Here is a 25,705-nt window from a genome sequence, read left to right on the forward strand (position 1 = left end):
CGCCACGGCCTGCGCGCCGCTTAACTTCTCTGGTCCCAGGATCTAAAGCTTGACGGGTGCAGCCGCCGCCACGGCCCAACGCCGGATTTCAGGAGGTTCCAAATGCTTCGCAAATTCCTCACCCCGCTTCTTGTTGCCGCCTCACTGAGCTTTTCGGCCGGCGCCCTACGGGCCGACAGCTATCTCTATGTGCAAGACGGCGTCTTCCTGAACGCGCGCAGTGGCCCCGGCACCCGCTATACCGCCTATCAGCGCCTGCGCCCGGGCACCCGACTCTCCATCATCACAAAGCAAGGCAATTGGGCGCAAATCCGCACCCCGGAAGGCGCCATCCTCTGGGTCTCCGCGAATTACCTGATCAACCGCAGACCCCGGGTTGAATTGAGCCGGCCACCGATCATCCTGCGGCCGCAACCTCCGCGTGTCGAGTTTCCCAAACCGCTTGCGGTCCATCCGCTGGCGCCGATGCGGCCCGGCCTGCGCACACCGCCGCGCGCCGGCGACCTGCCCAACACCACGCCTCCGGGGTTTTATCAACCCAACCGGACACAACAGCACCTGCAGCACCAACAGATGCAACAGCGACAAACACAACCGCAGCGGTTTCAATCACCGAACCGACAGCTGCAGCAGCCCGCCCACCCACGGCAGAACATGCAAAAGCAACCACAGCCCAATCAGAATTGGAAGCACCCCGGACAAGGACGGCAGCGACAGCCCTGGGGACAGAATAACTGACCGGTCGTGACGCGCCCGGCAAGGGCCCGGCAATGACCCCGACGGCGCGGCTCTTCAATCGCCGCGGTTCTTCCAGCGCACCATCTGCCGCATCACCCCGTGCAACACCTGCACATCGGCGCTCGTCAGCGGCATCCGGCTCCACAGATTGCGCAGATTGATCTTCATGCTCTCGGCCTTGGCCTCGGGGAAGAAGAACCCGGCCTCCTCCATCCGCTCCTCGTAATGCTCGGCCAGCTTCTCGATCTCCAGCGCGCTCGCCCATTCGGCGCGGGCCATTTCCATCACCTCATGCTGCACCTCGGTCACCTGACGGCGCCATTCATAAGCCGTCAGCAACACGCATTGCGCCAGATTGAGCGAGGCGAACTCCGGGTTCACCGACACCGAGATGATGGCATTGGCGCGCGCCACGTCCTCATTCTCCAACCCGGCGCGTTCCGGCCCGAACAGCACCGCCACCTTCTGGCCAGCGGCGATCTTTTCGGCTGCAACCGCCATCGCACGCTCGGGGCTAAAGACCGGCTTGGTCAATCCCCGCTGCCGTGCCGTGGTGGCGAAGACATAAGAGCAATCGCCCACCGCCTCGGCCAGATCGTGATAAAGCCCCGCCTCGTCCAGCAGCCGCCCGGCACCGCTTGCCATCGCCACCGACTTCGGGTTGGGCCAACCGTCGCGGGGCGACACCAGACGCATCCGGTCCAGCCCGAAATTCCACATCGCCCTCGCCGCCGCTCCGATGTTCTCACCCATCTGTGGGCGGACCAGGACAAAGGTGGGCTGCGGCGTATCGGTGGGCATGATGGCTCCTTAGGGCTCGGATCGGTCCCCGCCATACTGCCCTGCGCCGCAGGGGGCAAGCACCGTGCCCGCGCAAAACCGTTTTCAACCGCGCGCCAATCCGCTAAACCGCCCCGAAACACACTCAAGGATCGCCGTCATGGACGCCCCCGAGCAGCCACAGCTTTACCTGATCACCCCGCCCGTCTTCGACCTGGACAGTTTTCCCGACCGCATGGCCCGGGTGCTCGACGGGGCCGAGATCGCCTGCATCCGCCTGACCCTTGCCACTCGCGACGAGGCAGAGATCGCGCGCGCCGCCGATACCCTGCGCGAAGTCGCACATGCCCGCGACATCGCCCTGGTGATCACCGATCACCTGCTGATGGTCGAACGGCTCGGCCTTGACGGCGTGCATCTGAGCGATGCGGCCAAATCGGTGCGCGCCGCCCGCAAGGCCCTGGGCGCCGATGCCATCGTCGGCAGCTTCTGCGGCGGCTCGCGCCATGACGGCATGGCCGCGGGCGAGGCCGGCGCCGATTACGTGGCCTTCGGTCCGCTCGGCGCCTCGGCCCTGGACGACGGCAGCGTCGCCGAACTCGACCTCTTCCAATGGTGGAGCCAAGTGATCGAAGTGCCGGTGGTGGCCGAGGGCGGGTTGACTCCCGATCTGGTCGCGGCCCTCGCCCCCTGCACCGATTTCTTCGGCCTGGGCGATGAAATCTGGAGCGCCGAGGATCCGCTCCTTGCCCTCAAGCAGCTGCTGGCGCCGCTCGGCTGAACCGCCGACCCTTTTGCGGGGCCGCCTTTTTCTGGCTGCAAATATCCCCACCGGAGGCACGCGCCCCGCAAGGGGCGCGTTCATGCCCGGATGCAGCGCGCGCCGGCTTGCCGATCGGGCGGAAACCCGTCAAAGCTGACCGCATGACCATTGCGCCCCACGCCCCCCTCCTCTGCATCGGCTCGGTCCTCTGGGACGTGATCGGCCGCGCGCCGGAACCGATGCACGCCGGTGCCGATGTGCCCGGCAAGATCACCCGCCTGCCCGGCGGCGTGGCGATGAACATCGCCATGGCGCTGGCGCGTCACGGGGTGCGCCCGACGCTGCTGACGGCCATCGGCCGCGATGCCGAGGGCGAGGAACTGATCACGGCCTGCGCCCAGCTCGGCATGATCACCGACCACATCCACCGCCCCGCGGATCTGCCCACCGATCGCTACATGGCGGTCGAGGACAGCGCCGGGCTGATCGCCGCCATCGCCGACGCCAAGACGCTGGAAACTGCCGGCGCGCGCATCCTCGACCCGGTCACCGACGGACCGCTCGGTCGACCCCACGCGCCTTTCCAGGGCACCATCGCGCTCGACGGCAATCTGACCGAAACGCTCCTCGCCCAGATCGCCACCTCCGACGCCTTCGCCGCCGCCGATCTGCGGGTGGCGCCGGCCTCCCCCGGCAAGGCGCTGCGGCTCAAACCCTTTCTCGCCCATCCGCGCGCCACGCTCTATCTGAACCTCGAAGAGGCGGGGCTGCTGTGCGACAACCGCTTCCCCCATGCCGAAGACGCCGCCCAGGCGTTGATATCACTGGGGCTGTCCCGCGTGCTGGTGACGGATGGCGCCAACAAGGCCGCCGAGGCCAGCGCCGAGGGGCTGCGCGCCCTGGCCCCACCGCAGGTCCGCATCGCCCGCGTCACCGGCGCCGGCGACACCTTCATGGCCAGCCATATTGCCGCCGAACTGGCGGGTTTCCCCCGCGCCGAGGCTTTCGTCAGTGCCCTAAATGCCGCCGCGCATTATGTTTCCCAAGGAGCCGATCCATGTTTTTCATGACCTTTTCCGCCGAGGCCGCCCGCGCCAAATCGAACGGCCAGCCCCTGGTGGCGCTGGAAAGCACCATCATCACCCATGGCATGCCCTATCCGCAGAATGTCGAGGTCGCCAAGCAGGTCGAGGATGACATCCGCGCCGCCGGCGCGGTGCCGGCAACCATCGCGGTGCTGGACGGACGGCTCCATATCGGGCTCGAGACAGAACAGCTCGAACGACTGGGTCAGGCGCGCGGGGTCGCGAAACTGTCGCGCGCCGATCTGGCCGCCTGCCTGGCGACCGGCGGCACCGGGTCGACGACAGTGGCGGCGACGATGATCGCTGCCCATCACGCCGGCATTCCCGTCTTCGCTACCGGCGGCATCGGCGGTGTGCATCGCGGCGCCGAACAGAGCTTCGACATCTCGGCCGATCTGCAGGAATTGGCGCAGACGCCGGTAACGGTGGTCTCGGCCGGGCCGAAGGCGATCCTCGATATCGCCAAGACGCTCGAAGTACTGGAAACCCTTGGTGTTCCGGTGATCGTCAAGGGATCGGATGTTTTCCCCGCCTTCTGGTCGCGGCAATCGCCCTATTCGGCCCCGCTCAGGATGGATGATGCGACACAGATCGCCCGCGCCCATGCGGTACGGGGCGAACTGGGGCTTCCCGGTGGCCAGCTGGTGGCCAATCCGATCCCGGCCGAAGATGAGATCCCGGCGGACCAGCTCGTCCCGGTGATCGCCCTGGCCCGGGCCGAGGCCGAGGAGGCAGGGATTTCAGGAAAATCGGTGACCCCGTTCCTGTTGGAGCGGATTTTCGAACAGACCCGGGGTGCCTCTCTCACTGCCAATATCGCCCTGGTGCGTCACAACGCCCGTGTCGCCGCAGAGATCGCCCAAGCCTTGCGCAAGCTCAACGCCTGACACGAAATCGCTGATCCGCGCCATTGTACCGGCAGGACAAAGAGCATATTTTTCGCACACAAGGGCCCCCGCCGGGCCCTCACAGGGACGAGACGCGGATGAATACCCCATTTGACGAGGAACCGCATCGCCGCAAAGGCGTGTTTTCGCATCTGCGCGCGTCATTCCTGACCGGTCTGGTGGTGATCGCCCCGGTCGGACTGACGATCTGGCTGATCTGGAGCGTCATCGGCTGGATCGATGGGGTGGTGTTGCCGCTGGTCCCGCACCGGATGCGGCCGGAAACCTATATCGGCATCAACCTGCGGGGTGTCGGTGTCATCATATTCCTGCTGTTCACCATCGTGGTGGGCTGGGTTGCCAAGGGGATCATCGGCCGGTCCCTGATCAATTTCGCCGAAAGCCTGGTTGACCGGATGCCGGTGGTTCGATCGGTCTATTCCGGGATCAAGCAGATCTCAGAAACCGTCTTCGCACAGTCCGAACGTTCGTTCGAAAAAGCCTGTCTGGTGCAATATCCGCGCCGCGGCATCTGGGCGATCGGCTTTGTCTCCACCACCGCCAAGGGCGAGATCTCGGACCGGGCCGAGACCGGGGGCAAGCTGATGTCGATCTTCGTGCCGACCACACCGAACCCGACCTCGGGTTTCCTGCTCTATTTCCCGGCGGAGGATGTGATCGAGCTTGAGATGTCGGTCGAAGACGCCGCCAAACTGGTGATCTCGGCGGGGCTGGTCTATCCCAACCCCAAGGATCCGACACAAAGCCCGGACTGATCGCAGGCTTGGCCGGCGACGCCCGCGCCCGGTCTGGGATCAGTTGAACATCTTCTGCAGATCGACACTGTTACGCTTGCCCAGATCCTGCTTGTGCGCGGCCAGGAAATCATCAGCGGATTGCCGGCCCGCCTCTTTCAGCTCCTGCAGGATATAGGGGGTCGGCACCACCTTGGTCGCCACCGACAGCGCGTTCATCAGCTCGTCATTGGCGATCATGTGAATATAGGACCGTTTCATGCGCTGCTCACTCACCGCACCCTCGTCCAGCAGGCGCTGCACGAAGTTGACCGCACGCAATTCCCGTAGCAGGGACGAGTTGAAGCTGATCTCGTTGATCCGGTTCTGGATTTGCTGCGGCGTGATCGGCACCTCGCGGCGTTCCAGCGGGTTGATGTTCACGACGACGATATCGGCCGGAAGATTCATGTCGAACAGCGGAAACAGCGCCGGATTCCCGGTATAGCCGCCATCCCAATAGGCCTCGATCTCACCGGTCTCGGGGTCCTCGATCTCGACCGCCTGGAACAGGTTCGGCAAACAGGCCGAGGCCAGAATGGCGTCGGTGCTGATCTCTTCCCCGGAGAACACCCGGATCTTGCCACTGTGCACCCGGGTCGCGCAGATGAACAGCTCGGGTGCGGCCTTGGCGCAGACGTGATCGAAATCGAGCGCCTCGGCGATCACCTCGAGCGGGTTGATGTAGAACGGCCCGTAGGCATAGGGCGACACCAATCGCGACCAGGCGTCTGCAACTGAAAACGGCAGAGAATATTCGATCGCCTGCGCCACCTGCGCCGGTTCAAGCACGCCGACCCAATGGCTCAGCCGCATGTCGCCCATGCCGTGCATCCGGCCCCAGAGCCAATCCAGATTGGCGCGCGCGCCATCACGCCCGCCTGCGACCATGCCAGCCTTGAAGGCCGCCGCATTCAGCGCCCCCGCCGAGGCGCCCGAGATTGCAGCGATCTCGATATCTTCTTCGTCCAGCAGCCGGTCAAGCACCCCCCAGGTGAAGGCGCCATGAGCGCCTCCGCCCTGAAGGGCAAGGTTGATGACCGTCTTGGCCCCGCTCAAAGCGCGGTCCAACCACCGTCGACGGAGATCGTCGTGCCGGTGATTTGCTCCGCAGCGGCAGAGCACAGGAACACCGCAGTGCCGCCCAATTGTTCCACCGTGGCGAATTGCTTGGAGGGCTGACGTTCAAGCATCACGTTCTTGATCACGTCTTCCCGGCTCATGTTGTATTCCTTCATGGTGTCGGGGATCTGCGCCTCGACCAGGGGCGTCAGCACATAGCCCGGGCAAATCGCGTTGCAGGTGATCGGCTCCTGCGCGGTTTCCAGCGCCACCGTCTTGGTCATGCCGACGATGCCGTGCTTGGCCGAGACATAGGCCGCCTTGTAGGGCGATGCCGTCAGCCCGTGCGCCGAGGCGATGTTGACGATCCGGCCCCAGCCCGCCTTGCGCATCATCGGCAGCGCCGCGGCTGTGGTATGGAAGGCCGAATTCAGGTTGATGGCAATGATCGCGTTCCATTTGTCGACCGGGAATTCGTCGATCGGCGCCACATGCTGGATGCCGGCGTTGTTCACCAGGATATCGCAGCTTCCGGCCTTTTCGATCAGTGCCCGGCAATCGTCACCATTGGACATATCGGCCTGGATATAGCGCGCCTCGACCCCGGTCTCCTGCGCGATCTGCGCCGCCAGCGCGTAATCCTCGGGCGAGTTGGTGAAAGAGTTCAGCACCACATCCGCCCCGGCCCGCGCCAGTTCCCAGGCGACTCCCAGACCAATGCCCGAGTTCGACCCCGTGACGATGGCGGTCTTTCCGCTCAATGACATGATGTGCTCCTTCCTTGCGATGTTTGATGGCATCCTGCCATGCTGCGATTGCGAAAGGAACGACAAAAGAATGTGAGAAATACGTAACTCCCGACGCCTTGCCTCCCCGCTTTCAAATCGCTTTGCCGATGATCTCGCGGCGATCTCGCCCCCGGCCCGGGCGAGAATCGGCCCGATGTGCAGGCTGTGGAAGAATCGGGGTGGAGTCGCCCCCCGGCCACGTGTATGCGGCGCCTGTCCCGGTTGCGTCCGGCCTGACATCCCGTCCCGTCACTGCACCATCAGTGCGATGATCCGCGGCGGGGTTTATGTCTACGCCCCGGTCCGAGCCCTTTTCTATATGGCTAAAAAGCCATCACTGCCCCGGATCAGCGGGCATTCTCTTTTGTCGGCCAGCCCAACCCCGAGATGGGATTTTGCCAAAAAAAAACGCCCGCACGAAGCGGGCGTTAAGTTATTGAGGCAGGTTTCATACAGGCAAGAAACCTATCGAGCAGTGAGGCCTTTATAAGCAATTCCCCGCCCTTCTCCAAGCTAAAAGTTTGATATCACGAGAATCCCAAAGTAGCTTCGGCACCAATTACAACAAGAGCAGAACGGGATTGTTTCCAGCATGCGGCCCGGCCCTTTCCTTCCCATACGGGCGCTGACAGGCGCCATCACCCTGTTTTTCTTGGCTCAGACCGCTCCGGCACAGCCGCAACACGGGATCGCCATGTATGGCGCGCCAGCGCTTCCTCCGGATTACAAGGCGCTGCCCTATGTCAATCCGGATGCCCCCAAGGGAGGCCGCGTGGTGTTCGGGAACACCGGTGGTTTCGATTCCCTGAACCCCTTCGTGCAGAAGGGAACCGCCCCCTGGCAGTTACGGTTCTGGGGCTACGAATCGCTCATGGGACGATCCTGGGACGAACCGTTTACCCTTTACGGGCTGCTGGCCGCCTCCGTCGAAACCCCACCCGATCGTTCCTGGGTAGAGTTCACCCTGCGCCCAGAGGCCAGGTTTTCCGATGGCTCACCGGTCACGGTCGAGGATGTGATCTGGTCCTACGAGACGCTGGGGACCAAGGGACATCTGCGTTATCGCGGGTTCTGGAGCCGGGTGGCGAAGATCGAGCAGACCGGCCCGCGCAGGGTCCGGCTGACCTTCAACACCCCGGACCGTGAGCTGGCGCTGATCGCCGGGATGCGCCCGATCCTGAAGAAAGCGCAGTGGGAAGGAAAGGATTTCACCGCATCCGGCCTGAGCGAAGCCCCGATCGGTTCCGGCCCCTATGTCGTCACCGGTTTCGAGGCCGGCCGCTATGTCACCCTGAAACGCAACCCCGACTATTGGGGGCGCGATCTGGCGTTTCGCCGCGGCACTGAGAATTTCGACGAAATGCGGATCGAATTCTATGGCGACGCCACCGTGCTGTTCGAGGCCTTCAAGTCCGGCGCGCTGTCGGCGGTGCGCGAATTCAACGCCGAGAAATGGCAGAGGCAGTATGATTTCCCGGCCGTCACGCGCGGCGATGTGGTGAAATCCGAGATCTCGAACCAGCGCCCATCGGGGATGACCGGGCTGGTGATGAACAGCCGCCGCGCCCCGTTTGATGACTGGCGAGTGCGGCAGGCGCTGATCCTGGCGTTCAACTTCGATTACATCAACGATACCATGACCGGCGGGGTGCAGCCGCGCATCACCTCCTATTTCTCGAACTCGCCGCTGGCGATGCGTCCCGGTCCCGCCACCGGACGGGTGCGCGATCTGTTATTGCCCTATGCCGCAGATCTGCCGCCCGGAGCGCTTGATGGCTATGCCCTGCCCGAAGGCGACGGCACCGCGCGCAACCGCACCAATCTGCGCGCCGCCATGGCACTGCTGACCCAGGCCGGCTGGCATGTGGTGGACGGAGAGCTGCGCAACGCCGAGGGAGAGCCGATGCGGCTTTCGGTGCTGCTGCGTCAGGCCGATGGCGAGATGCAGCGGGTCGTCGATCTTTACACCCAGGCCCTGCGCCGGCTGGGCATCGCGGTGGTGGCCGACACCGTCGATGATGCGCAATATACCACCCGCACCGCCGCGCTCGATTTCGACCTGACCAGCTTCCGCCGCGACCTGTCGCTGTCGCCCGGCAACGAACAGCGGCTCTACTGGGGCAGCGCCGACGCCAATCAGGAAGGCAGCCGCAACCTGATGGGCGTGGCCTCTCCGGCGGTCGATGCGATGATCGACACCATGCTGACCTCTGACACCTCCGAGGACTTCACCGCCGCCACCCGCGCACTCGACCGGGTGCTGACGGCGGGGGCCTATGTGATCCCGATCTGGGCCTATGACGTCAGCCGCATCGCCCATGTGCGGCAGATGAAATACCCCGCCGACCGGCTGCCGATCTATGGCGACGGGGTCGAATACATGCCCGACGCCTGGTGGTGGCAGGAGAACTGACATTTATTTCATGAAATCTCGAAATAGAATTGCCATCATCCTTTCCGCGTCCTAAGCACAGGGCAAAGCGCGCCGGCGCCGGTCGGGAAAAATCCGAGGCAGATCGGGCAAAGAGGTGGATCATGGGCAATTTCGAACGGTTTCTGTCGCTCTGGGTCGGGCTGGCGATCCTCGCCGGCGTGACATTGGGCAACCTCATTCCCGGCCTCTTCATCGCCATCGCCGGGCTCGAGATCGCGCATGTGAACCTGGTCGTCGCGCTGCTGATCTGGGTGATGATCTATCCGATGATGGTGCAGATCGACTTCGCCGCCATCTCCGATGTCGGACGCGCCCCGCGCGGGCTGGTGCTGACGCTGGTGATCAACTGGCTGATCAAGCCTTTCACCATGGCGGCGCTTGGCTGGCTGTTCTTCCGGGTGATCTTTGCGCCCTGGGTCGATCCGCAGACCGCCGGCGAATATATCGCCGGCATGATCCTGCTGGGGGTGGCACCCTGCACCGCCATGGTCTTCGTCTGGAGCCAACTGACCAAGGGCGATCCTAACTACACCCTGGTGCAGGTGTCGCTGAACGACGTCATCATGATCTTTGCCTTCGCGCCGCTCGCCGGGTTCCTGCTGGGGATCTCGGATGTCACCGTGCCGTGGGAGACATTGCTGATCTCGGTCGCGCTCTATGTGGTGCTGCCGCTGGCGGCCGGGGCGCTCAGCCGGCACCGGCTGAACCGACGTGGGCCGGCTGCCCTGTCGGGCTTCGTCGCCCGGTTGAAGCCCTGGTCAGCGATCGGCCTTCTGGCCACGGTGGTGCTGCTCTTCGGCTTTCAGGCCGAAACCATCCTCGCCCGGCCGGAGGCCATCGCCATGATCGCGGTGCCGCTGTTGATCCAGACCTATGGCATCTTCGCCATCGCCTATGCCATGGCCCGCACCCTGCGGCTGCGCCATGCCATCGCGGCGCCGGCCTGCATGATCGGTACCTCGAATTTCTTCGAACTCGCGGTGGCGGTGGCGATCTCGCTCTTCGGGCTCAACTCCGGCGCGGCGCTGGCCACCGTGGTGGGCGTGCTGGTCGAGGTGCCGGTGATGCTGTCACTGGTCTGGTTCGCCAACCGAACCCGCCACTGGTTCCCGGGTTAAGCCCGGCACGGCGTCAGACCAGCGAGGTGACCCAGAGGATGGTCGCATCTTCCTCGCTGACCGAGATCACGTTATGGCCCATGCTGGCGTCGTAATAGGCGCTGTCGCCGCGGCGCATCTCGATCGGCTCATAGAACTCGGAATAAAGCTTGATGACGCCGGTCAGCACATAAAGAAACTCTTCGCCGTCATGGCGGACCCAGCCTTCGAATTCCTCCATGCTGCGGGCACGCACCCGGGCACGATAGGGCAGCATCTGCTTCTTGGTCAGCGTCTCGGCCAGCAGCTCGTGCTCATAGGTGGCGGTGGCATAATCCGCGCCCTTGCCCGACCGGGTCAGCGCCAGCCGACCATTGACCTGATCCTTCTGCGGCGGCGTGAAGAGCTGCGGCACCGAGATTTCCAGCCCGACGGCCAGTTTCTTCAGCGCCTCATAGGTCGGCGACATCTGGCCGTTCTCGATCTTCGACAGCGTCGACCGCGCCAGTCCGGCCTGGGTCGCCGCCTGTTCCAGGGTCCAGTTGCGCGCCTTGCGCAGCTCGCGCACCCGCGCCCCGAGGTCCAGCGGCTCGGCCGAGATCTCGGGTTCGCCGGCACGGGCGATACGGATGATGGATTTCGGGTCCCTTGACGTCATATCGTCTCTATAGGGGGCACGCCGTGCGCTTGCAACGCGGGGTTTCTCCGGCTAGCGATGGATCATGCAATCCGTATTCGACCAAGGGCTGCCGCCGCCCTGCCCCGCCCCGTTCAACCTGGCCGCGCATGTCCTGCGACACGCCGAGGCCGTGCCGGAAAAGATCGCCCTCTCGGTCCTGCGTCTGGGCGGGTCGGAGGACTGGAGCTATGCCCGACTGGCGCAAGCGGTGCGCGGCACCGGCGCCGGGCTGTTGGCGCGCGGACTTCGGCCCGGGCAAATCCTGCTGATGCGGCTGGGCAATACCGTCGATTTCCCGATCGCCTATCTTGGTGCCATGGCGGTGGGTCTGGTGCCGGTGCCGACCTCGACCCAGCTGACCGCGCCAGAGACGCAGAAGATGCTCGATGATCTGGCACCGGCGGCGGTGCTACGCGATCCTGAGATCCCCTGCGCCGATCACCCCAACCAGATCAGGCTCGTGGAACTGGCAATGATGCGCGATCTGCCGCCCTGCGACTGGGACATGGGCGATCCGGAGCGGCTGGCCTATATCGTCTATACCTCGGGCACCTCGGGCAATCCGCGTGCCGTCGCCCATGCGCATCGCGCCATCTGGGCCCGGCAGATGATGATCGAGGGCTGGTACGGGCTGACGTCCGAAGACCGGCTGTGCCACGCCGGCGCCTTCAACTGGACCTATACGCTCGGCACCGGGTTGATGGACCCCTGGACCATCGGCGCCACCGCGCTGATCCCCGAAGCCGGAACCGAGATCACCCACCTGCCCGAGATCCTCGCCGCCCACCGCGCCACCATCTTCGCCGCAGCCCCGGGTGTCTATCGCCGTATGCTGCGCGGGCGCAACCGGCTGGACCTGCCGCATCTGCGCCACGGGCTCAGCGCCGGGGAAAAGCTCTCGCCCGATCTGCACCGGCAGTGGGTCGAGACCACCGGCACCGAGCTGCACGAGGCCTATGGCATGTCGGAATGTTCGACCTTCATCTCATCCAGCCCGGCGCATCCGGCGCGGGGCGCTGCGCTGGGACGGCCTCAGGTGGGCCGCCGCATTGCCATCTTGGGCGCCGACGACAAGCCGGTGCCGCAGGGCGAGCCCGGCACCATCGCCATTCATCGCAGCGATCCAGGTCTGATGCTGGGCTATCTGAACGCGCCCGAGGAATCCGCGGCGCGCATTCATGGCGATTGGTTCCTGACCGGTGATCAGGGCGCCATGGCCATTGATGGGGAAATCACCTATCTCGGCCGCAACGACGACATGATGAACGCCGGCGGCTATCGCGTCTCTCCGGTCGAGGTGGAGGCCGCACTCGCCCCCTATCCGGGGATCGAGCAGGTCGGTGCCACCGAGATCGAGGTGAAGCCCGGAACCCGCGTCATCGTCGCCTTCTATTCCGGCCCGCGCCCCCTTTCCGAGGTGGAGCTGAGCGCCTATCTCGAACCTCGGCTCGCGCGCTACAAGCAACCGCGGGCTTTCGTCCATCTAGATACCCTGCCCTCGGGCGCCAACGGCAAACTGCTGCGCCGGGCGCTCAAGGCCTATTACCCGCAAGAAGCCGACACATGACCGAGACCCAAAGCAAGACCGTCAAGCTGGACATCATGGCCGATCCGATCTGCCCCTGGTGCTATATCGGCAAGGCCGAACTTGACCGCGCCCTGGCCACCGTGCCCGAGCATCCCTTCGTGATCGAATTCCATCCGTTCCAGCTCAACCCCGAGATGCCCAGAGGCGGCATGGACCGGCGGACCTACCTGGAGACGAAATTCGGCGGCAAGGAAAACGCGGCCGCTGCCTATGCGCCGATGGTCGAACGGGCCGAGGCCCTTGGGCTGCCGCTCGATCTGGCGGCGATGACGCGCACGCCCAACACGCTCGACGCGCACCGGTTGATCCACTGGGCCGGCATCGAGGGCCTGCAATATGAAGTCGTCGATGCCCTGTTCCATGCCTATTTCGCCGAGGGCCGCGATATCGGCGATGCAGAGGTTCTGAGCGATATCGCCGACAGTGTCGGCATGGATGCCGCGGTGATCCACAAGTTGCTGGCCTCCGACGCCGATTGCGAGGCCATTCGCGCCCGCGACGCCCACAGCCGTGACATGGGGATCACCTCGGTCCCGACCTTCATCGTGGCCGGGCAGCATGCCGTTCCAGGTGCGCAACCGGCGGAATTGTGGCAAAAGGTGATGGAGGAGATCGGGGAGCAGCTTAGCCGGTGATGTATTTCAAGCCCTTGACGGTGTTCTACAGCGTGATGTTCGTGGTTACGCTGGGTACAGTGTTCTTTCACTATGTCGAACGCTGGAATTGGGTGGATTCCTATTTTTTCACCGTCGTCACCATCTCGACCGTCGGTTACGGCAATCTGGTCCCGGTCACCGTCATCGGCAAGATCGGCGCCACGCTGCTGATCTTCTTCGGCCTTGGCATCTTCGCCGTCGCGATCCAGCAGTTCGCGCTTTATAACATGCGCAAGCGTGAGGAAGAGACCGAATGGCTGATCGCCCGGCTGGGCCATCACGGCCATTCCGAGCCCGAGAACCAGACCGCCAACGAAGACGATCAACCCGACGACCCCGACACCCCCGGGGGCAGGCCTTCCCCGGCGGAATGACCCGGCAAGGGTTTTCCCATCTGGCGCGAGTTCCCTGAGCGTGATACCGGCCCGGGGTTAGACGGGGGACCGCATGAAGAACCAGATGTCACGTCAAGAATTCATCGCCTTGATCGCGATGATGTTCGCCACCATCGCCTTTTCCATCGACTCGATGCTGCCCGCCCTGCCCGAGATCGGCGCCGAGCTAAGCCCCGAGGCGATCAACCGGGCGCAGATGATCATCTCCGCCTTCGTGCTGGGCATGGGTGCAGGGACTTTCATCACTGGGCCGTTGTCGGATGCCTTCGGGCGCAAGCCAGTGATCGTGGCCGGGGCCGCGACCTATATCCTCGGTGCCGCCATCGCCTGGTCCAGCACCTCGCTCGAGGTGGTTCTGGCTGCCCGCGTCCTGCAGGGGTTCGGTGCCGCCGGGCCGCGGGTGGTATCGCTGGCGATCGTGCGCGATCTCTATTCCGGCCGCGAAATGGCCAAGACCGTGTCTTTCGCGATGATGATCTTCACCATATTCCCCGCCCTGGCGCCGCTGATGGGCCAGGGCATCATCGCACTTGCCGGCTGGCGGTCGATCTTTCTCGCCTTCATCCTGTTCTCGCTGGTCTCGGTGCTGTGGCTCGGGATACGCCTGCCCGAAACCCTGGCCCGCGAGAGCCGCCGCGCGATCCGGCCCAGGCTGATGGCCGCCGCCCTGGGCGAAATGGCCCGCCATCCCACCGTGCGGCTGTCGATCATGGTGCAACTTCTGTGCATGGCCTCGCTGTTCACCATGATCCTAATGGTGCAGCCGGTCTATGATATCATCTTCGACGAGGGAGAGAATTTCCCGATCTACTTCGGCGCCATTGCGCTGTTCTCGGGCTCGGCCAGCCTGCTAAACGCGGCCATCGTGGTCCGGATCGGCATGCGCCGGATCGTCACCTGGGCCCTTGGCAGCCAGATCGTGGTGACGCTGCTGATGCTGGCGATCACCGCCACGCTCAGCGATCAGCACCTGCTGTTCTGGGCCTTTCTCGGCTGGCAGACGGCGGTGTTTTTCCTGGCCGGCACGCTGATGGGCAACCTGAATGCCATCGGGATGGAGCCGATGGGCCATATCGCCGGCATGGCGGCCTCGATCATCGGGGCGGTCGCCACCGTCGGGGCGGCGATCCTTGCCACCCCGATGGGGCAGATGTTCAACGGCACGCTCTGGCCGCTGCTCATCAGTATCCTGTTCCTCTCGGTAACCGGCTTCGTGCTGATGCTGCTGATGTCCCGACAGGAACACCGGCAGCCCGTATAGGGGCCGAAACGAAACCATGCCGCCGATGGCCCCTTTGCGGCGTCGACGGCATGGCGTCCTTCCTCCCCCCTGGCGGGGAGATCAGCTGGCGGCAGCCGGTGCCGTCGCGCTCTCGGCCTCGATCACCGACTTGATGTCCTTGGCCAGCAGCGTTTCCTTTTCCAGCAATAGCTTCGCCGTGGCCTCGAGGATATTCCGCCGCTCTTCCAGCACTTTGACGGTCCGGTCGAAGACCCCGGCCATGATCTTGCGCACCTCGGCATCCACCGCCGCCGCCGTCGCCTCGGAATAGCTGCGCTCCTGCGGGCCGTAATAGGGCTGATCTCCGGCCAGGAAAGCGCGCCGGTCCTGCTCCAGCGCCACATGGCCCAGCTTGTCGTCCATGCCATAGCGGGTGACGATGGCGCGGGCGATATCAGTGATCTTGACCAGATCGTCCGAGGCGCCGGTGGACAGATGGCGATAAACCACCCATTCCGCCGCGCGCCCGCCCATCAGCACACACATCTTGTTCTCCAACTCCTCCCGCGTCATCAGAAAGCGATCCTCGGTTGGGCGCTGGATGGTATAGCCAAGCGCGCCGATGCCGCGCGGAATGATCGACACCTTGTGAACCGGATCGACCCCCGGCAGCGTCATCGCCACCAGCGCATGGCCCATCTCATGATGGGCGACGATATCGCGTTCCTTCGGGTTCAGCAGCCGGTTGCGTTTCTCAAGCCCGGCGATGATCCGTTCGATGGCGTTGTTGAAATCCTCCATCGTCACCGCCTGCCCATCGCGACGGGTGGCCAGCAACGCGGCCTCGTTCACCAGATTGGCCAGATCGGCACCGGTGAACCCCGGGGTCAGTGCCGCGATCTGTTCGGCATCCACGTCCGAGGCGATCTTGGCCTTCTTCATGTAGATATCGAGGATCTGCACCCGCCCCACCCGATCCGGCCGGTCGACCAGAACCTGCCGATCGAAGCGGCCCGCGCGCAACAGCGCCGGGTCGAGGATCTCGGGCCGGTTGGTGGCCGCCAGCAGCACCAGGCCGGAGGAGCTATCAAACCCGTCGAGTTCGACCAGAAGCTGGTTCAGCGTCTGCTCCTTCTCGTCATGGCCGCCGGCCATCGGCCCGATGCCACGGGCACGGCCCATGGCATCAAGTTCGTCGATGAAGATGATCGCCGGCGCCTTCTGCCGCGCCTGTTCGAACAGATCGCGCACCCGCGCGGCACCGACGCCCACGAACATCTCGACGAATTCCGAACCCGAGATCGAGAAGAACGGCACGCCCGCCTCACCGGCGACGGCCTTGGCCAGCAGCGTCTTGCCGGTGCCCGGAGGGCCCACCAGAAGGATGCCCTTGGGCATCCGCCCGCCCAGACGGTTGTGATCGGCCGGGTTCTTGAGGAAATCGACGATCTCGACCAGCTCTTCCTTCGCCTCGTCGACGCCCGCGACATCGTCGAAGGTGACGCCGGTATCGCTTTCGACATAGACCTTGGCCTTGGATTTGCCGATCTGCATCAGCCCGCCGCCCATGCCGCCGGCGCCCATGCGTTTCAGCATGAACATCCAGATGCCGACGAACAGCGCCACCGGGATCACCCAGGACGCCAGATCGCGCAGGAAGGTGCTTTGGACCTGGCCGCTGACGACGATATCGTATTGTTGCAAATCCTTGGCCAGTTCAGGCTCCACCCGGGTGGTGACGAACATCGGGCGATTGTCCACCGGCTCCTTGAACTTGCCCTGGATATACTGATCAGAGACCGCGACTTCGGAAATCTTGCCGTCTTTCAGATAGCTCTCGAACTGGCTGTAGGGAATGGTCGCGACCTGAGTGGCCGTGACATAGAAATACTGGATCACCATCAGCCCGAAGAAGGCCGCCACCCAGTACCAGAGGTTGAATTTCGCTTTTCCGTTCATCGCCTCGGATCCTTTGTTTCGCCCGATCCTATGCCGAAGCGCCCAGTCAATCCATCCGGGAAAACCACTGCGCCGGTCGCCTTTTGCAGGTAAGGCCCGTGTGCTTCTGCCAGGGCTGTCGCCTTCTTCTCCACGGCTTCGCCTCAGGCCCGCCCCCGCGATGGTCACCTGCCTGCAGGCTTCAGACCGCTGGTGATCTGGCCGCCGGCGTTAAATCCCACCCGGTGCTTCCAGCGCCTCGGCAAGCCCCTGCCGGCAAGACCGTGACACGCGCCCGACTGCCTGACCAACGGCCCAGACTTCCCTTACGGAAGCCAAAATCCGAGACACTCTTTGATTATTTTCCAGTCCATCCACGCAATATTGCCCGCAAATTGGGCAAAATGCGGCACCACACGGTTCCCGGCCTTGGCGGCGATTGCCTGAAAACCCCGGTTACGAGGACGCTTTCCAAACCACCCGGCGACACGCAACACAAGAATGACGGAAACGACTGGGGGTGTGTGACGGCCATCTGAGGTGGAATTCGGTCCGGCCGCCGCACGGGTGCAACAAAAGTTGCGGGAGGAGATGTAGGCGCGCGCCCACATGCGTTCAACCTTGTCTCTTACCCCGCGGGGAGTATTCGATGACATTTTTGAAACGCGCACTGGCCGCGACCACTGCCCTTGCGGCCCTGAGCACGGCGGCCATGGCCGCGGATTGTCCGATCAAGGTGGGTGTGCTGCATTCGCTGTCGGGCACGATGGCGATTTCCGAGACCACGCTGAAGGACACCATGCTTATGCTGGTGGACCAACAGAACAAGAAAGGCGGCCTCTTGGGCTGTCAGCTTGAGGCAGAAGTCGTGGATCCGGCCTCTGACTGGCCGCTTTTCGCCGAAAAGGCGCGCGAACTTCTGACAGTGCAGAAGGTCGATGTGATCTTCGGCGCCTGGACCAGCGTCAGCCGCAAATCAGTGCTGCCGGTGCTGGAAGAGCTGAACGGGTTGATGTTCTACCCCGTGCAATACGAGGGTGAGGAAAGCTCGAAAAACGTGTTCTACACCGGCGCCGCGCCGAACCAGCAGGCGATCCCGGCGACCGATTACTTCCTGGATGAACTGGGGGTGGAGAAATTCGCGCTGCTTGGAACCGACTATGTTTATCCCCGGACCACCAACAACATCCTCGAGGCCTATCTGAAGGCCAAGGGCATCCCGGCCGAAGATATCTTCGTCAACTATACCCCCTTCGGCCATTCAGACTGGTCCAAGATCGTCTCGGACGTCAAGGCGCTGGGGGCCGACGGCAAGAAGGTCGGCGTGATCTCGACCATCAACGGCGACGCCAATATCGGCTTTTACAAGGAACTGGCGGCACAGGGCATTTCGGCCGATGATATCCCGGTCGTCGCCTTCTCGGTCGGTGAAGAAGAACTTTCCGGTCTCGATACCACCAACCTGGTCGGCCATCTGGCGGCCTGGAACTATTTCATGTCGGCCGACACGCCGGAGAATGCCGCATTCATCAAGGAGTGGCATGATTTCATCGGCGATCCCAAGCGCGTCACCAATGACCCGATGGAGGCGCATTACATCGGCTTCAACATGTGGGTGAACGCGGTGACCGAGGCCGGCACCACCGATGTGGATGCGGTACGAGAACACATGTGGGGCCAGGAATTCCCGAACCTGACCGGCGGCACGGCCAAGATGGGGGTCAACCACCACCTGTCAAAACCGGTGCTGATCGGCGAAATCCAGGCCGACGGCCAGTTCGACGTCATCAGCCAGACCGAACCGGTGCCGGGCGACGCCTGGACCGACTATCTGCCGGAATCGGCGGTGCTGACTTCGGATTGGAAGGATCTGGGCTGCGGTATGTACAATACCGAGACCAAGAGCTGCGTGCAGATCAAGTCCAACTACTGATCGGCTGTCCGCATGCACCCCGGGGCCCTTGCCGCCCCCGGGGTGATCCCCCGTCTCTTTCAGTCAGAGCGCCGCCCATGCCGACACGATCGCGGATCGTCTCCCTTCTGGCCTGCCTCGCGCTGGCCTGTCTCGCCCTGTTTCCCGGCCCGCTCGCGGCCGAGGAGAGCGGCATCCAACCCGTCCTCCAGGCCCATCGCGCGCTGATCGAAAAAGCCTCGCGCAGAACCGTGGCGAAGGCCATCGACGCCATCGTCGGCTCTGGCCTGCCGCAGGCGCAGACCGTGCTGGAAAGCTGGCAGGCCAAGGAGATGTATCAGCGTCAGAGCGACGGTTTGTTCTTTCGCGGCAAAGAGATTGACCGCAATAGCGTGGAGCTTTTCGATTTCGACAGTGGCAGCGACCTTGGCGCCATGTCGGGGGCTGATCTGAAACAGCTCAAACCCAATTCGGGGGTGCGCGGGCTGATCGGCGCGGCGCTGGTGCGGTTCCAGTTGACCGACCCCGACCCGGCCAAGCGGCACGAGGCGCTCGATGCCATTACCCGCGATGCCGAACCGTCGCACCTGGAGGCGCTTGCTGCCTCGATTGCAGGCGAGACCGACGCCGCGATCAAGGCCGCCAAGGAGCGCATGCTGCGGCTGCTGACCATCCGGTTCTCCAGTGCCGAAAACGAGCGCGTCGCCGCCATCCGGTCGTTCAAGGGCGATATCGGGGTGGATGCGCGGGCGGCGCTGAATCCGCTGCTGGCGACCAAGGTGATGTTTTCGGCCGCCCCCCCCAGCGGCAATATCGCCCACGAGCTCAGCCCCGGCAGCGCCGAGCTGTCCGTTCACGACGCCCATGCCCTGATGGTCGCCGCCGGAGCCGCCACCGCCATTCCCACGATCGACGAGCGCAAGGCGGCGCTGATCGCCCATATCGACGGTGGCCGCGTCGGCGGCGTACCGATCGGCCAATTGAACACCCAAGCCGCCCGCGACCGAGCTTATGCCGCCCTGGCCAGGGACGGTCTGGTGCCGCCCTTCACCCCCGGCGAGGATGCAGAAACCGCAGTGAAGAACGGCCGGTTCTGGGCAATCTATGACGAACCTTCTGCCGTGGTGACCAGTGCCGCAGCTACGACGCTTGCGTCGATTTCCACCAGCGTCGGGCTCAACCAGGCGCTTGATCTGACACTGGACGCGCTGTCGCTCGCCTCGATCTACTTCCTGGCCGCCATCGGGCTCGCCATCACCTTCGGGGTGATGGGGGTGATCAACATGGCGCATGGCGAATTCATCATGATGGGCGCCTATACCGGTTATGTGGTGCAGCAGATCGTGCCCGATTACACGCTGTCGATCATCCTTGCCATTCCGCTGGCCTTCGCGGTCACCTTCAGCGCCGGCGTGGCGATGGAGCGGCTGGTGATCCGCTGGCTCTATCACCGGCCGCTGGAAACGCTACTGGCGACCTTCGGAATTTCCATCGCGCTGCAACAGCTTGCCAAGAACATATTCGGCACCCAGGCAAGGCCGCTGACCGCGCCGGGCTGGCTGGACGGCGCCTGGGAACTCAACGACGTGGTGGGGATTTCCTATATCCGCATCGCCATCTTCGTGCTCGCCTTGGTGTTCCTGGCCATCTACCTCTGGATCATGAACCGCACCCGGCTGGGGCTGGAGACGCGGGCGGTGACGCAGAACCCGAAGATGGCGGGCTCCATGGGGATCAACCCCGACCGGGTCAACATGCTGACCTTCGGGCTCGGCTCCGGCATCGCCGGGATCGCCGGCGTCGCCATCGGGCTTTTCGCCAAGGTCACATCCGAGCTTGGGCAGGATTACATCGTGCAAAGCTTCATGACCGTGGTGGTCGGCGGTGTCGGCAATGTCTGGGGCACGCTGGCGGGCGCCACGCTGATCGGTTTTCTGCAAAAGGGCATCGAATGGCTGAACCCGTCGAACACGCTGGCGGCACAGACCTATATGATCGTCTTCATCATCATCTTCATCCAGTTCCGGCCGCGCGGGATCATCGCGCTCAAGGGCCGCGCGGCGGGGGATTGAGCATGTTTATCTCATCATTTCAAAGCACTCAGGGCAGCGCCCGCGCCGCGCGGGGCGGGGTTGAGGAAGGCGCGGTCGGCGCACCATCAGATCGCCGTCCCACCTCATGTCAAAAGCGCCCGCCCCGTAGGGGGGCAGTGCCGGCGCTGCCCGACGATGCCGCCGGGCGGACCCAATGGTCGATGCCACTGACGCCCCCGGTGAACCATCACCCGAACCGGAGGGCGTGCGCATGACCCGATCCTTCGTCTTTCGCAACCCCTCGGTCCTGATCTTCCTCGCCCTGCTGGCGCTCTTCACCCTGGGGGTAACGGCGGTATCCGAAGGCTTCGGGGTGGGCCTCATGTCCACGTCCTTCGTCAAGACGCTGGGCAAGACGCTCTGCCTGGCGCTGGTGGCCGTCGCCATGGATCTGGTCTGGGGCTATTGCGGTATCCTTTCCCTGGGCCATTTCGCCTTCTTCGGCCTCGGCGGCTACATGATCGGCATGTGGCTGATGTACGAACGCACCCGCGGCATCGTCGAGACCTCGCTGGCCGAGGCGCCGATCCCGCCCACCCCGCAAGAGGTGGTCGACGCCATCGGAAACCAGATATTCGGCGTGGTGGGATCGAGCGACTTTCCCCTGGTCTGGTCCTTCGCCGACAGCCTGACGATCCAATTGTTTCTGGTCGTCGCCCTGCCCGGCCTTCTGGCGCTGATCTTCGGCTGGCTCGCCTTCCGCTCTCGCGTCACCGGGGTTTACCTGTCGATCCTGACCCAGGCGATGACACTGGCGCTGTCGCTCTACCTCTTCCAGAACGACAGCGGATTGCGCGGCAACAACGGCCTGTCGGGCCTGCAGAACCTGCCCGGGCTTAACGCGGTGCCGCAATCCACAGTCTCGGTCTGGTTCCTCTGGGCCTCGGCCCTCGCCCTTGGGCTCGGCTATCTTCTGGCGGCCTGGGTGGTCTCGGGCAAGTTCGGATCGGTGGTGCGCGGCATTCGCGATAATGAGGCGCGAGTGCGGTTCCTGGGCTATTCGGTGGAAAGCTACAAGCTGGTGATCTTCACCCTGACCGCAATGATCGCGGGGATCGCCGGGGCGCTCTATTACCCGCAGGCCGGCATCATCAACCCGGCCGAGATCGCGCCGATCGCCTCGATCTATCTGGCGGTCTGGGTGGCGATCGGCGGGCGCGGCCGGCTCTATGGCGCGGTGATCGGGGCAGTCTTCGTCTCTCTGATCTCGACCTGGTTCACCGGCGGCCAAGCGCCCGACGTCAACCTGGGCTTTTATACCGTCAAATGGGTTGACTGGTGGCTGATCGTGCTGGGGCTATCCTTCGTGCTGGTCACGCTATTTGCCCCCAAGGGGATCGGTGGCCTGTTCGATCTGATCGCCGATCGCCGCCGCCCCGACCGGCATGGAGATGACCTCGGCCCTGATCAGGGATCGCTGCGCGAGAAGGAGGCGGTGGAATGAAAGGTCAGCTTCTTGAGGTTTCCGGCGTCTCGGTCAGCTTCGACGGGTTTCGTGCGATCAACAACCTCTCCTTTACCATCGGCCCGGCCGAGATGCGGGCGATCATCGGCCCCAATGGCGCCGGCAAGACGACATTCATGGATATCGTCACCGGCAAGACGCGGCCCGATGCGGGGCGCGTGCTCTGGGGCGAGAAGAGCATCAACCTGATCGGCATGAACGAGGCACGGATCGCGCGGGAAGGCATCGGGCGCAAGTTCCAGCGCCCCACCGTGTTCGAAGATCAGAGCATTCAGGATAACCTGCTGATGGCGGTGAAGAACAAGCGCGGCCCCTTCCCGGTGCTGATCTACCGCCCCGCCGCCCAGGATCAGGCCCGGGTGGAGGAGCTGGCAGCGCAGATCGGCCTTGCCGACCAGCTTTCCCGCAAGTCGGGAGAGCTGAGCCACGGCCAGAAGCAATGGCTGGAGATCGGCATGCTCCTGGCGCAGGAACCGCGCCTTTTGCTGGTGGACGAGCCCGCCGCCGGCATGACGCTGGCCGAACGCGAACACACCACCGATATCCTGGTCGAGGCCGCCAGAACCCGCGCCGTGGTGGTGGTGGAACATGACATGGACTTTGTCCGCCGGCTGAACTGCAAGGTGACGGTGCTGCACGAGGGCGCGGTCCTGGCCGAAGGCAGCCTCGATCACGTGACTGCGAACCAGCAGGTCATCGACGTCTACCTGGGGCGCTGAGCGATGCGGGAAAAACCACCAAGCTCCGCCCCCCGCAACCCGTGGCGCCGCGCATCCGCCAACCGTCCCGAGAGGCCGACATGCTGAAGACCGAGAACCTGACCCTGCATTACGGCCACAGCCGGATCCTGAACGGCATCTCCTTCGAGGCCAAGGCCGGCGAGGTCACCTGTGTGATGGGCACCAACGGGGTCGGCAAGACCTCGCTCCTCAAAGCGCTGTCAGGCACCCATCCGCGATCGGGCGGCTCGGTGGAACTGGATGGCGAAGCCCTGGGGGTTCTGCCCTCCTATCAACTGGCACACAAGGGCGTGGGATACGTGCCGCAGGGGCGCGAAATCTTCCCGCTGCTGACGGTGAAGGAGAACCTGGAAACCGGCTATGCCTGCCTGCCCGCCTCGGAACATGTCATCCCGGACGAGATCTTCGAGCTGTTCCCGATCCTAAAGGATTTCCTCGCCCGGCGCGGTGGCGATCTGTCGGGCGGGCAGCAGCAACAGCTCGCCATCGCCCGCGCCCTGATCACCAAGCCGAAACTCCTGCTGCTGGACGAGCCGACCGAGGGCATCCAGCCCAATATCATCCAGCAGATCGGCGAGGTCATCAAACTGCTACGCGACCGCGGTGGCATGGCCATCGTGCTGGTCGAACAGTATTTCGACTTCGCCTATCGGCTGGCCGACCGCGTCGTGGTGCTGCGCCGGGGCGAGGTGATCCTGAAGGGTGAGAAATCCGCCATCGGGCGGGAGGAGCTGTTGTCCAAGGTCTCGGTCTGACAGAGAGGCCCTGCCCGTTCCGTCCCCCCCTGCTCCACGGGCCAGAAACAGCCGGACGCATGGCCCAGGGCGGGACAAGGACGATCGCCTGCAACCTGTGATCCCTGGCGACTTCTGTCCACGCCCCTCGGGCCCGAGCATGGCGCACGACGTGCCGGGGCCACCGCTTCGACCATCTCATCCCACACCCTTTCCCGGGCCGGATGCAGCCTTCCTCCTCCGATATCGAGGGGCCTTCAATGCCGCAAAGCCCCTCCGCCCACATCGGCAAAATTGATTTCGATATCACCAACCGCTATGTCGATTTCCAGGCCCTCAGTCTGTCCCCGAAGCTCCGCGCCGCTCCGCCTGCGCGGCTCGTCAAGGAATAAGCGATGTTCTACGATTGCTCGCACCACCCGGCGCAGTTCATCTACAAGCTGCTGACCGCCACGGTGACCCCGCGCCCCATCGCCTGGGTATCGACCCGGTCGCAGGATGGCGTCGTCAATGTCGCACCCTTCAGCTTTTTCAACGTGATGGGATCGGAACCACCGACACTGGCGCTGGGGCTGCAGCCGGATCCGACGCGCGGTCTGAAGGATACGGCCGAGAATATCCAGGCCACCGGCGAATTCGTGGTGAATCTGGTCTCGGCCGATCTGGCGGAAAAGATGAACCAGACCTCGGTCAATGCGCCGCCAGAGGTAAGTGAAATCGAACTGGCAGGACTGGAAACCGCCGCCTCCACCCTGATCCAACCACCGCGTCTGGCCGAGGCGCCAGTGTCGTTCGAATGCAAATTGCACTGCGCGGTGATGACAGGCCCCAGGCAGATGATCGCGATCGGCACGGTCGTCGCCGTTCACATTGCCGACCGCTTCATGGTTGACCCGGAACTCGGCCATGTCGATGCTCCCGCGCTTGACCTGGTGGCGCGGATGCACGGCGGTGGCTGGTATCTCCGCGGCGGTGAACTCTTCGAGATGAAACGGCCGGCCTACAAGGGAACGCCACGGGGCTGATCCCCCGCGTCAGGCTGCCGAGCGCGCCCCGCACAGGCCCGCAGCCCACACCTCCCCCATCACATCAGATATGCATATCAACTATATGAAAACAGAATGATTTTACAAATAGTACGGAAATAAATGTCAGGCATCACCTCTCTGCTCACGAAAGGTATCCGACCCCAACTTCGACCGTGCCAGGCGATGAAGAAACCAGAAACAAGGCGCAGATGACCTGTCTTGATCCCTATTTCCGCAAAACCAATGGCAAGGTTCGCGTCGCCGATTGACCTGAGCTTCGAGACATTACTAGCTGATAAATCTCAATGATTTAGAAGGATGGGACGCGCTATGGCAGTACGGCCCGCGTAGGACTTTGTGCAACCTCTGGAAACACTGAAGCTGAGCGGCAAACGCCACCGGCCCCAGTGCCGTCGGCAACAGCGCATTTTACGCAAGTGACGGCAGACTGCGCGTGGCGAAGAGAATACCGTGATGATCTGCCGCGCCCTATCAGAACAAACATCATGCTGTGACAAGAACGGGGCGATCTATCGACCCGAGCGGAGCGTGAACCGGCGCCGCTCCCGCGGCAGCCGTCAACTATCAGAGATATGCCAAGGCCCCGGGCCCGGGTATGATGGCCCCTGCCGGGGCACATCAGGCGCGCTCAGGCGGCGGTTTCCACGTAGTTGGACAGGAACACCCCCATGACACGCTCGACGAAGTCCTCGCGGACATGTCGGCGATCGTGATGGGCGTTGTTGCGCAACGCCGGCTTAAGGCGTGACTTCCCCTTTCCCCATTGGTGTCATGCCACTCTGACGATCTCGGCGGTGCCGAGGGCA

23 protein-coding genes are annotated in these 25,705 nt (G+C 63.9%); 18 read left to right on the forward strand and 5 right to left on the reverse strand.

Going from position 1 to position 25,705, the window contains the following annotated elements:
- Positions 1-102 precede the first annotated feature (102 nt).
- On the forward strand, positions 103-738 hold the full coding sequence (locus tag G455_RS0114015) for an SH3 domain-containing protein (protein WP_028094279.1): 636 nt from the start codon (positions 103-105) through the stop codon (positions 736-738).
- A 54-nt stretch (positions 739-792) separates the two neighbouring features.
- On the opposite strand, the gene G455_RS0114020 is transcribed toward G455_RS0114015, so the two are convergent.
- A complete protein-coding gene (locus tag G455_RS0114020; protein ID WP_028094280.1) occupies positions 793-1,539 on the reverse strand; it encodes an RNA methyltransferase in 747 nt (248 codons plus the stop codon).
- Between the two features lie 139 nt (positions 1,540-1,678).
- Here G455_RS0114020 and G455_RS0114025 point away from each other — a divergent pair, with 139 nt between their 5' ends.
- The 4 genes from G455_RS0114025 to G455_RS0114040 all read left to right on the forward strand — a co-directional run bounded on the left by G455_RS0114025 (position 1,679) and on the right by G455_RS0114040 (position 5,029).
- Positions 1,679-2,299, forward strand: a complete 621-nt coding sequence (locus G455_RS0114025; RefSeq protein WP_028094281.1) for a thiamine phosphate synthase — start codon at positions 1,679-1,681, stop codon at positions 2,297-2,299.
- 143 nt (positions 2,300-2,442) lie between these two features.
- Positions 2,443-3,351, forward strand: a complete 909-nt coding sequence (locus G455_RS0114030) for a PfkB family carbohydrate kinase (RefSeq protein WP_028094282.1) — start codon at positions 2,443-2,445, stop codon at positions 3,349-3,351.
- Positions 3,339-4,253 (forward strand): pseudouridine-5'-phosphate glycosidase, encoded by a 915-nt coding sequence (locus tag G455_RS0114035; RefSeq protein WP_028094283.1) that lies wholly within the window; start codon positions 3,339-3,341, stop codon positions 4,251-4,253. The genes G455_RS0114030 and G455_RS0114035 overlap by 13 nt, the downstream gene beginning before the upstream one ends.
- A 98-nt stretch (positions 4,254-4,351) precedes the next feature.
- Positions 4,352-5,029: a DUF502 domain-containing protein gene (locus G455_RS0114040; protein WP_028094284.1), complete on the forward strand. Its 678-nt coding sequence runs from the start codon at positions 4,352-4,354 to the stop codon at positions 5,027-5,029.
- 39 nt (positions 5,030-5,068) lie between these two features.
- Here G455_RS0114040 and G455_RS0114045 read toward each other — a convergent pair whose 3' ends face one another.
- Entirely contained in the window at positions 5,069-6,106 is a 1,038-nt protein-coding gene (locus G455_RS0114045; protein ID WP_035366775.1) for a patatin-like phospholipase family protein, read from the reverse strand.
- Complete coding sequence (locus G455_RS0114050) at positions 6,103-6,876, reverse strand: 3-hydroxybutyrate dehydrogenase (RefSeq protein WP_028094286.1); 774 nt, start codon at positions 6,874-6,876, stop codon at positions 6,103-6,105. Before G455_RS0114050 ends, G455_RS0114045 begins: the two co-directional genes overlap by 4 nt.
- 613 nt (positions 6,877-7,489) lie before the next feature.
- Between G455_RS0114050 and G455_RS0114055 the strand changes: the two genes are divergently transcribed.
- The gene (locus G455_RS0114055; RefSeq protein ID WP_035366777.1) at positions 7,490-9,310 is read left to right on the forward strand and encodes an extracellular solute-binding protein; all 1,821 of its coding nucleotides are present in this window, start codon (positions 7,490-7,492) and stop codon (positions 9,308-9,310) included.
- A 122-nt stretch (positions 9,311-9,432) separates the two neighbouring features.
- Positions 9,433-10,449, forward strand: coding sequence for an ACR3 family arsenite efflux transporter (gene arsB, locus G455_RS0114060; protein WP_028094288.1), 1,017 nt, complete (start codon positions 9,433-9,435; stop codon positions 10,447-10,449).
- Positions 10,450-10,462: 13 nt separating this feature from the next.
- Here arsB and G455_RS0114065 read toward each other — a convergent pair whose 3' ends face one another.
- Positions 10,463-11,086, reverse strand: a complete 624-nt coding sequence (locus G455_RS0114065; protein WP_028094289.1) for a helix-turn-helix domain-containing protein — start codon at positions 11,084-11,086, stop codon at positions 10,463-10,465.
- Between the two features lie 64 nt (positions 11,087-11,150).
- On the opposite strand from G455_RS0114065, the gene G455_RS0114070 reads away from it, so the two are divergent.
- The 4 genes from G455_RS0114070 to G455_RS0114085 all read left to right on the forward strand — a co-directional run bounded on the left by G455_RS0114070 (position 11,151) and on the right by G455_RS0114085 (position 15,007).
- Positions 11,151-12,674, forward strand: coding sequence for a class I adenylate-forming enzyme family protein (locus G455_RS0114070; RefSeq protein ID WP_028094290.1), 1,524 nt, complete (start codon positions 11,151-11,153; stop codon positions 12,672-12,674).
- Entirely contained in the window at positions 12,671-13,330 is a 660-nt protein-coding gene (locus G455_RS0114075) for a DsbA family oxidoreductase (RefSeq protein ID WP_028094291.1), read from the forward strand. The genes G455_RS0114070 and G455_RS0114075 overlap by 4 nt, the downstream gene beginning before the upstream one ends.
- The gene (locus G455_RS25650) at positions 13,330-13,725 is read left to right on the forward strand and encodes a potassium channel family protein (protein ID WP_051312508.1); all 396 of its coding nucleotides are present in this window, start codon (positions 13,330-13,332) and stop codon (positions 13,723-13,725) included. Before G455_RS0114075 ends, G455_RS25650 begins: the two co-directional genes overlap by 1 nt.
- Before the next feature lie 85 nt (positions 13,726-13,810).
- Complete coding sequence (locus G455_RS0114085; protein ID WP_229861789.1) at positions 13,811-15,007, forward strand: multidrug effflux MFS transporter; 1,197 nt, start codon at positions 13,811-13,813, stop codon at positions 15,005-15,007.
- Between the two features lie 81 nt (positions 15,008-15,088).
- On the opposite strand, the gene ftsH is transcribed toward G455_RS0114085, so the two are convergent.
- Positions 15,089-16,927 carry an ATP-dependent zinc metalloprotease FtsH gene (gene ftsH, locus G455_RS0114090; RefSeq protein ID WP_028094293.1) on the reverse strand — a complete coding sequence of 613 codons (1,839 nt, stop codon included), beginning with the start codon at positions 16,925-16,927 and terminating at the stop codon, positions 15,089-15,091.
- A gap of 628 nt (positions 16,928-17,555) precedes the next feature.
- On the opposite strand from ftsH, the gene urtA reads away from it, so the two are divergent.
- From urtA to G455_RS0114125, 7 genes are all read left to right on the forward strand, one after another.
- On the forward strand, positions 17,556-18,839 hold the full coding sequence (urtA, locus tag G455_RS0114095) for an urea ABC transporter substrate-binding protein (RefSeq protein ID WP_028094294.1): 1,284 nt from the start codon (positions 17,556-17,558) through the stop codon (positions 18,837-18,839).
- 77 nt (positions 18,840-18,916) lie between these two features.
- On the forward strand, positions 18,917-20,890 hold the full coding sequence (gene urtB / locus G455_RS0114100) for an urea ABC transporter permease subunit UrtB (RefSeq protein ID WP_035366778.1): 1,974 nt from the start codon (positions 18,917-18,919) through the stop codon (positions 20,888-20,890).
- Between the two features lie 232 nt (positions 20,891-21,122).
- Positions 21,123-22,355, forward strand: a complete 1,233-nt coding sequence (gene urtC, locus G455_RS0114105) for an urea ABC transporter permease subunit UrtC (RefSeq protein WP_028094296.1) — start codon at positions 21,123-21,125, stop codon at positions 22,353-22,355.
- A complete protein-coding gene (gene urtD / locus G455_RS0114110; RefSeq protein WP_028094297.1) occupies positions 22,352-23,095 on the forward strand; it encodes an urea ABC transporter ATP-binding protein UrtD in 744 nt (247 codons plus the stop codon). The genes urtC and urtD overlap by 4 nt, the downstream gene beginning before the upstream one ends.
- Before the next feature lie 80 nt (positions 23,096-23,175).
- Positions 23,176-23,871, forward strand: a complete 696-nt coding sequence (gene urtE / locus G455_RS0114115) for an urea ABC transporter ATP-binding subunit UrtE (RefSeq protein ID WP_028094298.1) — start codon at positions 23,176-23,178, stop codon at positions 23,869-23,871.
- A gap of 239 nt (positions 23,872-24,110) precedes the next feature.
- Entirely contained in the window at positions 24,111-24,242 is a 132-nt protein-coding gene (locus G455_RS27110) for a hypothetical protein (protein ID WP_268246079.1), read from the forward strand.
- Positions 24,243-24,245: 3 nt separating this feature from the next.
- Positions 24,246-24,875: a flavin reductase family protein gene (locus tag G455_RS0114125; RefSeq protein ID WP_028094299.1), complete on the forward strand. Its 630-nt coding sequence runs from the start codon at positions 24,246-24,248 to the stop codon at positions 24,873-24,875.
- Positions 24,876-25,705 lie beyond the last annotated feature (830 nt).

Origin of the sequence: Pseudodonghicola xiamenensis DSM 18339 (assembly GCF_000429365.1) — a bacterium.
Taxonomy (GTDB): domain Bacteria; phylum Pseudomonadota; class Alphaproteobacteria; order Rhodobacterales; family Rhodobacteraceae; genus Pseudodonghicola; species Pseudodonghicola xiamenensis.